This window comes from Psychrobacter sp. DM8 (assembly GCF_051307025.1).
Classification (GTDB): Bacteria; Pseudomonadota; Gammaproteobacteria; order Pseudomonadales; family Moraxellaceae; genus Psychrobacter.
This window is the reverse complement of record NZ_CP195538.1, coordinates 2295294-2307856: the sequence shown is the minus strand read 5'-3', so window position 1 is coordinate 2307856 and position 12563 is coordinate 2295294. Positions and strand designations below refer to the sequence as shown.

The 12563-nt window shown below is 42.3% G+C and carries 11 protein-coding genes; 8 read left to right on the top strand and 3 right to left on the bottom strand.

Features of this window, described 5'->3' with window-relative positions; all coding sequences use genetic code 11:
• Positions 1-19: 19 nt before the first annotated feature.
• The 6 genes from fghA (at position 20) to ACR64J_RS09835 (ending at position 3721) form a co-directional block, all read left to right on the top strand.
• On the top strand, positions 20-910 hold the full coding sequence (gene fghA, locus ACR64J_RS09860; RefSeq protein WP_435949518.1) for an S-formylglutathione hydrolase: 891 nt from the start codon (positions 20-22) through the stop codon (positions 908-910).
• Between the two features lie 488 nt (positions 911-1398).
• A complete protein-coding gene (locus tag ACR64J_RS09855) occupies positions 1399-1629 on the top strand; it encodes a TIGR03643 family protein (protein ID WP_317199273.1) in 231 nt (76 codons plus the stop codon).
• Between the two features lie 50 nt (positions 1630-1679).
• A complete protein-coding gene (rpe, locus tag ACR64J_RS09850) occupies positions 1680-2366 on the top strand; it encodes a ribulose-phosphate 3-epimerase (RefSeq protein ID WP_435949516.1) in 687 nt (228 codons plus the stop codon).
• A gap of 72 nt (positions 2367-2438) precedes the next feature.
• Entirely contained in the window at positions 2439-2855 is a 417-nt protein-coding gene (locus ACR64J_RS09845; RefSeq protein WP_435949515.1) for a hypothetical protein, read from the top strand.
• A 98-nt stretch (positions 2856-2953) separates the two neighbouring features.
• On the top strand, positions 2954-3265 hold the full coding sequence (locus tag ACR64J_RS09840) for a hypothetical protein (protein WP_317199081.1): 312 nt from the start codon (positions 2954-2956) through the stop codon (positions 3263-3265).
• Positions 3266-3409: 144 nt separating this feature from the next.
• On the top strand, positions 3410-3721 hold the full coding sequence (locus ACR64J_RS09835) for a hypothetical protein (protein WP_317199080.1): 312 nt from the start codon (positions 3410-3412) through the stop codon (positions 3719-3721).
• An 80-nt stretch (positions 3722-3801) separates the two neighbouring features.
• Here the strand turns inward: ACR64J_RS09835 and rpmG are convergent, their stop codons facing one another.
• Entirely contained in the window at positions 3802-3957 is a 156-nt protein-coding gene (gene rpmG, locus ACR64J_RS09830; protein WP_010201403.1) for a 50S ribosomal protein L33, read from the bottom strand.
• Between the two features lie 53 nt (positions 3958-4010).
• Positions 4011-4247, bottom strand: coding sequence for a 50S ribosomal protein L28 (gene rpmB, locus ACR64J_RS09825; RefSeq protein WP_317199079.1), 237 nt, complete (start codon positions 4245-4247; stop codon positions 4011-4013).
• A 470-nt stretch (positions 4248-4717) separates the two neighbouring features.
• On the opposite strand from rpmB, the gene ACR64J_RS09820 reads away from it, so the two are divergent.
• Together ACR64J_RS09820 and purU are read left to right on the top strand one after the other, a co-directional pair.
• Positions 4718-10372, top strand: a complete 5655-nt coding sequence (locus ACR64J_RS09820) for a hypothetical protein (protein ID WP_435949514.1) — start codon at positions 4718-4720, stop codon at positions 10370-10372.
• A gap of 171 nt (positions 10373-10543) precedes the next feature.
• Positions 10544-11410 carry a formyltetrahydrofolate deformylase gene (gene purU / locus ACR64J_RS09815; RefSeq protein WP_435951065.1) on the top strand — a complete coding sequence of 289 codons (867 nt, stop codon included), beginning with the start codon at positions 10544-10546 and terminating at the stop codon, positions 11408-11410.
• A gap of 67 nt (positions 11411-11477) precedes the next feature.
• On the opposite strand, the gene ACR64J_RS09810 is transcribed toward purU, so the two are convergent.
• Positions 11478-12269 carry a cytochrome C assembly family protein gene (locus ACR64J_RS09810; protein WP_435949513.1) on the bottom strand — a complete coding sequence of 264 codons (792 nt, stop codon included), beginning with the start codon at positions 12267-12269 and terminating at the stop codon, positions 11478-11480.
• Between the last annotated feature and the right edge of the window lie 294 nt (positions 12270-12563).

Below are 12563 nucleotides of genomic sequence, written 5' to 3'. Positions count from 1 at the left end.
AAATAAAAGGATACTGATTATGAATACTACTTATGCCAATAGCTTAGCAACCAATTCTCAAATGACTCAAGTGAGTGTCAACCGCTGTTTTGATGGCGAGCAGCACTATTATCGTCATGAGTCTGTGGTAACTAAGACGCCAATGACCTTTAGTATTTATTTACCAGATGAGGCCTTGGCAGGACAACGCTGCCCTGCGATTTTGTATTTATCAGGACTCACTTGTAATGCTGATAACGTCACGCACAAAGCCCACTTTCAACAAAAATGTAGCGAGCTTGGCATGATATTTATCGCACCTGACACCTCACCTCGTAGCAGCGATGAGGTTGAGGTGCCAAACGATGAGCGTTATTTTGTGGGGCAGGGGGCGAGCTACTATGTCGATGCGACAACAGCGCCTTGGTCGGAGAACTTCAATATGCAAAGCTACATTGTCGATGAGCTATACGATCTACTGCGTAGCGAGTTTGCTATTAGCAGTATCGGTATTACAGGTCACTCTATGGGCGGGCATGGCGCGTTATTGCTTGGTTTCAAGTTTCCAAGTAAGTTTGTCAGTGTCTCAGCATTATCGCCAGTTTGCGCAGCTAGTGAGTCTGATTGGGGACAGGCAGCTTATACCGAATACTTTGGCGATGATAAAGCGCTTTGGAAGCAAGCGGACGCGGCGCATACGATTAGCGAAGTTGGCAAGCAGTATGCCAGCATTTTAGTTGATCAAGGCGCAGCTGACGATTTTTTAGCTCAAAATCAATTGCAAACAGAAAAATTACAGCAAGCTTGCAAAAAAGCTGAGCAGCCATTAACCCTGCGCTATCAAGCGGGTCATGATCACAGTTATTACTTTATTCAAACGGTGATCAATGATCATATTTGGCATCATTGGCGTATGGCGCAGCTTGCCTAAATTTTGCTAACTGCGACTCTAAGCATCTAAGCATTTAAGCATTTAAGCATTTAAATATTTAAGCATCTAAGCATTTACCGATATCTTAGGCAAAATTGTCTTATAACTGTAGCGACGCTTGATTCTAACTGTGTGTTTTATTATAACTGGCTATCTAATTGATAAATCACCCTATTTTTAGATTTAAAGGGTGTTTTTATGACTGCGCTGTCGCTAGATAAGTCGGCAGATTTTTGTCATTCGCGTTATGATTGCTACTGAAAATCATACTTATTATGATGCTTAAAAAGGTAATCTTTATGGTAGAGCATTCATCATTATCAGCAGACACTCAAATAGATGATGACAACTCATCGCTAGCGATTATGCGAGCAGATATGGACAAGGCAATCGAGCAAAAACAAAATGAGGCGGTGCCAGAGAGTCAATCTGATTTGTTATTAAATGAGATAGATGGGTCGGGCAACCAAACGCTAGATGCAGTGCAAATGTCACGCTTGATTGAGATGGCATGGGAAGATAGAACGCCATTTTCAGCGATAGAGCATAGTTTTGGTCTTAGTGAAGCTGATGTGATTACTTTGATGCGAAAAGAGCTTAAACCGTCCTCGTTTCGCTTGTGGCGTCAGCGCGTCACTGGGCGTGATACCAAGCATCAGGCCAAGCGCGGCTTTGAAATCGGCCGTGCCTATTGCAAAACTCAGTACAAACCCCGATAGTCATTAATAACCAAAAATCTTATCAAATTATGCTCAAAAGGTAATCTATTATGATCTGTCCTGCTAAGCCGTACCTAATCGCTCCTTCAATCTTATCCGCTGATTTTGCGCGCTTGGGCGAGGAGGTCGAGAATGTAATGAATGCAGGTGCGGATGTCATTCATTTTGATGTCATGGATAACCATTATGTCCCCAATCTGTCCTTTGGTAGCATGATATGTAAGGCGCTACGAGACTATGGTATTGATGCGCCCGTTGATGTACATCTAATGGTATCGCCCGTCGACGGTATGATTGAGCAGTTTTTGCAGGTGGATGCGAGCATTATTACCTTTCATCCAGAAGCCAGTGCTCATATCGATCGCTCATTGCAATTGATCAAAGATGGCGGCGCTAAATGTGGTCTGGTGTTTAATCCTGCAACGCCGCTACATTATCTAGATTATGTGATGGATAAAGTCGATCAGATACTACTTATGAGTGTCAATCCAGGGTTTGGCGGTCAGTCATTTATTGACAGCACCTTAGATAAAGTCCGCGAAGTGCGCCAGCGTATTGACGCTAGTGGTCGAGATATCAGATTAGAGGTAGATGGCGGTATCAAGGCAAATAATATCCGTGTTATCGCTGAGGCGGGCGCTGATATGTTTGTCGCAGGCTCGGCGATTTTTAATCAAGCGGACTACGCTGCGGCTATTAGCGCTATGCGTGAAGAGCTGGCGTTAGTACAAAAATAGAGCAAAGCGATAGGTGGTACAATAAGTAAGATGCTATTTGTAGTAGCATAACTATTATGTAAGAGGTGATATATGGATACGCAAAATACTGTTAGTAGCTCTCAAACTAGTAGCTCCCAAACGCCAAGTGATGACTTAATCTTATCGCAAAGCGTGCATACTTATGAGCCTAATCAATCTGCTAAAAGTTTTGAATCTAGAAGCCTAGTTCCTAAGGGTATCACTATTGGTCTGGCAGTCTTTGCCCTGGTACTGAGCTTGGCAGGTTATGGTTTTCGCCTGATGATTGGTGATAATCCTAGCAGCGTACTACGTCATGCTGCTGTTGTCGTACCTGCTTTTGTACTTGGCATTCCTTTATTATTTTGGCTCGGTTCGCGCGTGATGAACAAGGTCAAAGGCATGAATATTGAGACGAGAAACGCGCTGAGCCTTGGCTGGCTGACGGCTTGTGTCTCTATGCTATGGCTGATGGGTACTTACAGCTAATAAAGCTTACCCTTAATAATGCAGTTTTATCTAGCTTTATACTTCCTATTTCTATTTTACTCAATAAGTTGTGAGTCTCATCATAACTGGACACTTGCATGCAAAAGCAAAGCACTAAAATCACCGATGTTATTTTTCCAAAAGACTTACCCAACGGCCTGTTCATCGCTTTGATCATTGCCTGTTTATTATTAGGGCTGTCAGCACTGAGTCATGGTGAGGGCTTGCAAAGCTGGCTTGGTGTATTTGAGAGCTGGCTTTTGATGCTCATCATACTGCCTACCGCGACAGCAACTCTGGTTCTTCCTTTTAAACTTCGTGATCCGACTTTTGAGCTTAAACTTGCCTATTATCTAGGAATGTTTGTGGCATTCTTATTTACTTTAGCCAAATTACGTTACTGGCGCTAAAACCTTTCTCGTTTACAAGACTTGTGTCACACCTCTTGAAATTACGCGTCAAAGCGTCCATTGTATGACTATAATAGATTTTCCCTAGCGTTGTTAGCAGTTACATTGAGGCTACTTTACAGGGAATAATAAGGATACTAATTAATGCCATATGACAGTGATAATGAGATAGAAGTGGATCATGACAGTAGCGATCATTTCAACGGATTTGCTAAAGAGACGACCTTGGAGTTGGTGGAGGGCGATAATGGCAAACTATTATTGCGCGATACTGAAAAAGAGGGCGCGCCGCTGATGACTATAGACTTCTCAGAAAAGCTTAAAGAATTACTAGGTAGCGATACTCAAGCAATCGGTCAACACATGATACACGCCGCTATTCAAGTCATCATGCAAAAGCAGATGAGCCAGTGGCATGCGCATGTGTACGATAAAGAGCCAAAGCACTATAGCTAAATAACATTATTGAGTAAAAGTTAAGCAAAAAAAGGGTTTATCTACTGATAAACCCTTTTTTTGTTTTAAAGAAACAAAACTTACTTAATTTTTGCTTCTTTAAAAATAACATGCTGGCGAACTTTGGGATCAAACTTTTTGATCTCCATTTTGCCAGGCATAGTACGCTTGTTCTTGGTAGTGGTGTAGTAATACCCAGTACCAGCAGTTGATACCAACTTGATTTTATCTCTCATGACAACGATCCTTTAAATGGTGGCAGAGCACTTAGCCCAAGTTTAAGTCAAACTTAAACTTTTTGGCCTTGTGCGCGCATATCTGCTAATACTTTATCAATACCTAGTTTGTCGATAGTACGCATACCCTTAGTTGAGATACGTAGACGAACAAAACGGTTTTCAGATTCTACCCAAAAACGATGGTTATGAAGGTTTGGTAAAAAGCGGCGACGGGTCTTGTTGTTTGCATGCGAAACATTATTACCCACCATAGGGCGCTTTCCGGTCACTTGGCAAACTCTAGCCATGGGGAACTCCTAATCTGTGAGGTATGAGGGCTACCCATACCAGTCTGGACATATTGACGTTTTTGCGGCATGGACACAGCAATCGTCGTTTTGCACCAAACGAATCTATATGAAGGTTGAGCTGACATCTCCATCATCTAAAGGCAAATGACAGAGCGATCAATTCAGAAATTTTAAAGCCGACATTTATACCACAAAATGAGCAGATACTCAAATTATTTTGTCGTATTTATTACGGTATACGGCGCATATTATACTCTAAAATCGCAGGCGTATGTGATTGATTATTTGACGATAAGGATTAATTAACAGTTGTAAGTTAATATAAAAGTCAGTAAAGTTACTGTCATAAATTTTATACAAATCATTAATATAAAGGCATCAGTGTAATTATATGTGTTTTTATATATAGATGGTTTTTAGAATTATTTTTCTTATTTGTAAATTATTTCTGTCTCGGGGTTTAAAACATGTCCTATAGTTCGCTACCACTCAGCTCTAAATTATTCAAATTTACCTCTTTGACTTGTGCGTTAGCATTGGCTGGCTGTGGCGGCGGCGGTGGTGATACGGTTGATTCTATTGCGCCAGAATATGATGGTAGTAATGGTGGACAGACAGGTGGCAACAATGGCGGCAATAATAGTGGTGGCGGTGAACAAGTGCCAGAAGTTGAAGCCGATTTCTTTTTGCAGAAACTTACAGTAAATCCAACAATCGTCACACTCTCTGATGAAGAGACTGTTTTTAACGTTGTAGTAAAAGCTGCTGAAGTTAGCTCAGGTGGTGCAGTGGTTGGCAAGCCTGTGAGTCTTAAGGTTACAGACTCTGAAGGTAATGGTATTACTATTGAAGGCCAAAGTATCCAAACGACTGATAGTGATGGCAATGCATCCTATACGCTTAAATTAAACCCGCAAGCAGTGGTTGATAGATCTGCGCTAATAGCGAACGGATTTGTTTTAGTGGCTACTGCTCAGAAGGCAAATGGTACTTCTGTTTCACAAGAACTAAGAGTCTCAGTGAGTGTGGAAGGTAGTGGCGGTACTCAGGTTACGGAAAGTAAGCTTGATATACAACCTACACTCAGTACCAGTTCTGTCTCTAATAACATTCTAAACCCTTATGGTGACAATGCTGAATTTACTGTTATCGCCAAAGATAACAATGGGGCGCGAGTCCAAGGTGTTACCGTAGGGTTAGGTATAGCTAGCGTCAAAGGTATATCTATCATAGGTGGCAACAACAAAACAACGAACGCTAGTGGCGCAGCTATCTTTAACATAAAAATAGACGAAAATCTCACAGAGACTGAGCGTAACAAACTTATGCAAGGAATTGCATACGCTATTAGTATTCAAGAACAAAACGGTGCCACAAAGGCGGTAACAGGTAATTTCAATGTAGCTTTACCTTTTTCAGACTATGCTCTTAACGTACAAGGTCAAAACACGGTACTTAATGCTTATGGAGATAGGCAGACTTTGACTATCGTGGCAGCTGCTAAGAACAATCAGGTGCAAACTACTATCAATGGCGCAAAAGCAATTATTAAGCTTAACAATCCTATTGATGGTGTCACGTTAAGTAGTGAAGCGCTGACTCTCGATAACAATGGTAGAGCAGTAGTAGATTTATCGATTGCATCCACACTCAGCGCGGATGATCGTCAAAAGCTAGTAGAGCAAGGCGTTAGCTATACTGTGACGCTATCAGAGCCAAATAAGTCTGTGACTACTAAGACTTATAAAAATATAGTTGAATTACCAGCCGCAAAAAACATTGTTAGTTTTGAGAATAGTACTAAAAAGCAAATATCAAGCTCAGGTGGCGTTGCTGTCATAAGCTTTAGAATAAATGCTGTAGGCGGCGGTACTGTAGCAAATCAACCTGTTATCGCAAGCTTGCCTATTGAGTTGGCTAATAACGGTCTGCTTACTCTTGATGGTAGTGCTGAGAAAACGACTGACAATAGAGGTATTGTCAGTTATACGGTAAGAGTGCCTGCAGGTCTGACTAGCGTTCAAAAAGCTCTATTAGAGCAATCTAACAACTTTGCGTTAAGCGTGAGAGCAGTTGAAGCTTCAGGTGCGAGTAGTGTAGCCAGTAGTGAATCCATAGTTATAGGTTCAGACGTGGGTCGAAGCGATATCCAGCTATCATCTAGTAATATGCCTAGAAATGTAAGCGTGACAGATGAGCAGTTCACTGTTCAGATATCAGCAAAGCGTATTAATGGAAGCGCGGCTACCAATAAGTCTGTCAAACTTGTATTGAGCAATGTAGCAGGTATAAGCATACAAAGTGGTAATCAGCAAGCTACTGATGCAGCAGGTAATGCGGTATTTACGCTTAATATCAGTCAAAACCTCACTCAAGCGCAGCGCGAAGCTCTTGTAGCATCAGGTATCGACTATACCGCTATCCTTACAGACGATGATGGTACCGAAGCCAAAATTGTTAACACAATCAACATTGTGAAACCTGCAACTAGTATCGATTTTGCTTCTATATTGACACCTGCTGTCAGTGAGCTTGGTGGTCGTGGCAGCATCAGTGTCAAACTACAAACCAAAAGCGCGTCACCACAGCCAGTAGAGGCAAAGATAGTTGATATTCAACTGGGAGCAAAGGCACTTGACTATGGTATTAGTGTCAATCAAACCTCAGCGACGACTGACTTTAGTGGTGAAACTACATTTATAGTTGTCATTCCAGAAGGCTTAACAGCGCAGCAACGTGATGAGCTCAAGCGCACTGGAATTAACTATCAGATCTCTTACGTCGAAAATGGTATTACTTACAAGTCTGATGTCAAAAAAGTCAACATTACCACTCCAGTTATTGCTTTAAACATCTTGAATGCACCCAATAATATCGACAATAGAGCGGGATATATTCTCAACAGCGCTGGCGCCACTACCAATATCCAAGCTCAATTGAATAATCAGTCAAACAACTCGCAAGTGACTAATCAGTCAGTCAAGATGAGGTTTGATAATGCATCACTGGCAAGTCTGTTGACAGTTAATGGTCAGACTGGATCAGCAGTTATTACTGCTACTACAGATGCGGACGGTACTGTTAGTTTCGATGTCGTAGTACCCAACAACCTGACTAATGCACAAAAAACTGCTCTTAGCAATCAAGTACTGACAGCTACGTTGGAAGAAACAGTAACGGGCAAAAAACAACAAGTTAAAGTTAAAGTGCAGTCGATGGCCGCTAGTATTTCGCTGCTAGCAAATACACCGAATTCGCTAAATCTAAATGGTGGTCAGACCCAGATCGAAGTTATTGCAAAAGACAACCAAGACAATACTGTTACTGGACAAAAAGTATTCTTTGCGCTGCCAGCAGCTATTGCTAGTCAAGGCGTTGCGCTAGTATCAAGTGGTAGCCAAACGACTGACAACTCAGGTCGAGCGACGTTTACAATTGCTGTGCCAAATAACCTTACGAATGATCAAAAAGCGGCTATTGGAAGCAGCTTTACAATCGCCCTATCAGCCGCCGATGCTAGTGGTAATATCGTCACTCAAGCACGTACTGTAAATACAGTCATGCCAACGGGCACAGTAGAAGCCTTGACTATTGGTGCCAACAAAGTGGTTAATACAAGTGGTGATACCTTTAAGGTATTTGTCAGACTGACAGATGACGACGGTAGCATAGCTGATCGTGAAGTGCGCTTAAATGTCAATGACCCTATTAGAACGGGCGTAAGCATTAGCAATGGTACTGCAATTACTAACAATGACGGTGTGGCTACTTTTGATTTAACCTTGGAAGATGGCGCTAATGTAAATCAAGCCATACTAGAAGCTGGTATCCGACTCACAGCGACGACAACTACTGCCGAAAATGTGAAGTTGGAACAAAATTATATCGTCGCAGTAGATACTACGACCATTGACAGTTACCAGATTCTGGTCTCATCTGACAAGCCCACTTTAACAACAGGCGGTGACCAGACTAATGCAACATTCCGCGTCACTGATAGTAGTGGCGGAGTGCTTAGCGGAGTGCCAGTACAACTGAGCATTGAAGGTTTGGAGGCCAGTGGCGCAGCTTTGACCACTCCGAGTCTGGCAACTACAGACGTAGAAGGTAAGATAGATGTTGGTGTCTTATTAGCAGCTAATACGGTGAATGCGCGCCTTAACCACAATATCGTTATCAATGCCAAAATCGTCACGCCGCAGTATGATGCAAACGGTGATGTAACTTTACAAGTTCGTGAAGAGAAATCTCTGAACTTGTCAGCAGTAGGCACTGAGATTAGTATTGTGTCATCAACGACTAATCTTAAAGATGACGAAACCACTACTATTACTACCACTCTTGTAGATGGGTCAGGTCTGGCTATTAATAATGCAGGCGTAGAACTGATTGACGCTAACGGCACTATCATTGAAGCTAGTGCAATAGCGACAACTGACGCTAATGGGCAAGCTATTTTTGAAATTGCTGAAAATGAGCTTGATTTTGATAACAATGGTAACTTGCGTATATTCGCGCGTGCCTTTGGTGAAAATAGATTAAATACTCAGCGCAGCTTAAATAGTGTTGATCTAGTTAAAGTTTCACAAGCCGGTATTAGCTTTATTGATATAGAGGACGTCTATGACGTCAATACACCGCAAACCATCACGGTTCAGATACGCCGCGATACCGCAGCACAAGCTTCAGCACTTATTGGTAAGCAGGTTGAGGTGCAAACCACTATAGGTACATTCGCTAGTAGCAACGATGTCATAGTCACAAGACCAATTACTACTGCTAATATAATGGGAAATATAATCACAGTACCTGTAACTCTAACGTCGTCGCTTGCTGGTATTACTGCATTGCAAGCAACTGTATTGGGTGAGACGCTGCCAAATGGTGAACCACGCTTTCGCGCTACCGTCGATGCACGTTTCCGTGCAACAACTCCTGCCAAGATGCTGTTTCAGGCAGTAAGGTCTGTTATTACTCCAGGTGGTAGCACTGAGGTAGTCGCTACGGTCAAAGACAGAAATGATGTGCCAGTAGAGGGCCAGACGGTTGTCTTTAGTCGTGCTTCTGACTCATCAGCTGGTCGCCTATCTGCTGCTACGGCGGTCACGAATAGCAGAGGTGAGGCTCGCGTCGTTTATCAAGCCAATGCTAGCTCACCTATTAATGGTGTGATTATTAATGCGCGTTTATTGCAAAACAATGCAGGTATAGGGACTAAGACTACCAATATTACTGTATCGGAAGATGCGGTTTACACTACGTTAGCTTTTGCTAACAAATTATCATCTGATGATATTTACTATACGGTACGTGGCTCTATCTCTGTTATGGATGGTTCAGGACGCGCTGTTCCAAACAAAGAAGTCTCGATAAAATCTTATGCTACAGCATACGCTCAGGGCAGAGTTTGCTTATTAGATAGTACAGTGATTTATCAAGCTGCTGATAATACTGATGCAGATGGCAATGTAACTACTCCAGCGCCTGTAAGTTTCACTGAACAAGAACCAGTGTTTTTAGAGTCTAACTTTATATCTACTGAAGATCTCAATTACAACTTTACATTGGATCAAGATGAAGATGTCAATCAGAACAATCAATTAGATCCCATTAATCCAGTTGCCATTATTGGCGGCACGCTAGCAGATAATGAGTATTCTTTCATCACAAACGATGAGGGGCGTGCAGACTTCGAGATTCGATATCCTTTACGCTACTCAAGATGGGTAACCGTAGGTTTCGACGCAACGACCTTTGTTAATGGTAGCGAAAACACCCAAACCATCAACTATAGATTACCTGTTCTAGTGGGCGACGTATCGGTCTCTGATTCAACATTACTAACACCTTGGAATAATAATGCTAGCCCGTTTGGTACAGGTGGTGCTACTTGTGCAGATAGTCTAAGTGTGAGTATTAATGAAAATAAAAATAGTACAAGTGTATCTATTACGCCTTATCAGAACTACTCTGTATCTATAAACACGCAAACTGGCAGTTCAAGCTCAACTTCTGACGATGGCTTCTACTTTGTTAACTTCAACCAAGCATTTGATTTGGGCTCCACTATCAGTGTTACAAGTAATGGAGTAGGATTTACTAAGACTCTCAACATTGAATAATTAAATAGTCGTTGTCCGTTGTTACATAAAAGCTCTCTAGCGCCTAGCTATAGAGCTTTTGATTTTTACTCTCATAAAAAATTAATCACCAACTCAATTGCTAAAACACAATAAAATAGCCGACCGGCTATATCTCAGACAATCTTAACTTATTATAGATTTAATCTTTAAATTGGATACCTTATGTCAGACACCGCAACCCTCCTAATCAAATGCCGCGATCAAGCGGGTATCGTTCAAGCCGTATCAGAGTTTATTCATCGCTATAGCGGTAATATTATTGCGCTTGATCAATATTCAACCGCACATGAAGGCGGACAGTACTTTATGCGTTTGGAGTTTGCCTTAGCAGGTCTCAGCGAGATTATCGATAATTTTGAGGCAAGCTTTGCTCATACCGTTGCCAAGCGCTATGAGATGACGTGGCGGTTACATGACAATGCGATTAAGACGAAGGTGGGTATTTTGGTCTCGAAGTTTGATCATGCGCTGCTCGATTTATTGTGGCGGCATCAGCGCGGTTTGCTTGATTGTCAGATTACCACAGTGGTTAGCAATCACGAGGATTTGCGTCAAGCGGTGGAAAACTTCGGTATTCCTTTTTATTATGTGCCCGTGACCAAAGATAATAAGAGCGATGCCGAAGCCCAGATTCATAAGCTGATGGCGGGTAATGATCTACTGGTACTAGCGCGCTATATGCAGATATTGTCGTCAGACTTTATTGAGCGCTGGCCGATGCAAGTGATCAATATTCACCATTCGTTCTTGCCAGCTTTCGTTGGCGCAGACCCTTACAGACAAGCCTTTGATAAAGGGGTCAAGCTCATCGGCGCAACGGCGCATTATGTCACAGCAGAATTGGATCAAGGGCCAATCATCGAGCAAGATGTACACCGCGTCACCCATAGACAAGGCGTCAAGGAGTTGCGAGCGATTGGCCGTGATGTCGAGCGTAATGTACTGGCGCGCGCGGTCAACTGGCATGTACAAAACCGCGTTATCGTTACGGGCAACAAGACGGTGGTGTTTAACTGACAGCGGTTTGCATGATAAATAAGAAATAGCGCTCAGTATAGCGAGTGTGCTAAGCGCTAATCTTGATCTATAACACCAGCTCTAATACAAATTTGCTGCCTACAAACCCTATCGCTAGTAATACAAAGGCTGATATCGTGATATTAGCCGCGCGTTTGCCGCGCCAGCCTGCGCGCCAATGTCCAATCAGTAACCCGCCAAATAACAGCCAAGATAGTACGCTAAAAACGGTTTTGTGCGCGATATGCTGCGCCATCAGGTCCTCGACATAAATAAAGCCGATGCCTAGTGCGAAACTGAGCAGTACAAAGCCGACCAAGATCATATCGAACAACAGACCTTCCATTGTTTGTAATGACGGCAGCTTATTGACCCAAAAGCGATGAATGGTCTGATGCTTAAGCTCACGGTTTTGTAATCGCAAAAATAGCGCTTGTACCGCTGCCATGAACAGCACGCAGTAAGCGGCAAAGGAGAGTATAATATGTGCTTCTAGTCCGATACCGATATCTGTCAGGGGACGATAAGGCGCACGTCCAAAGTAGCCGATCGTGACACCGATAAGGGCAATAGGCGCGGCCAAAATCCCAAGACTAATAATAGGTCGATACAAAGAAAATAGCGTATAGAAAAGTAGGAACAATAGAGCGATTAAGCTTATCGTATTAAACAGATTAAAATTTAATCCGTATAAGGTGACGATATCAGGGTAGAGCAGCAGCATATGCGACAGCATACCAATGAGCAGCAAGCCTAGAGTAACGCTTTTATGAATAGGCTTATTGGTCGTGAGTGACCAGCCGATATATATACTGACTACAAGATAAGCCATGCTAGCTATCAAAAACGCAAGTAACACAGATGGTGCCTCATAAGTATCAATAGCAGTAGTATGACAGGAACTTAATCGCTATCTAAACAAAGCTAAACCTAACGCCGCGACAGGCTGCTAAGGTGGTATAAATGCTTTAAAAAACATAGCGTAAAATAGAATCACTGCCAAGTAAGCGCTAAAATGATATGATTAGAATAATCGTTCAATTTATCATAAAATGAAAGCCAATTGAGAATCATCTTCATTAAATGAATGACTCCCTAAGTCTTATCATGACAATATCATTGAGTATTAAGTATTGAGCACTTAGTTAGATAA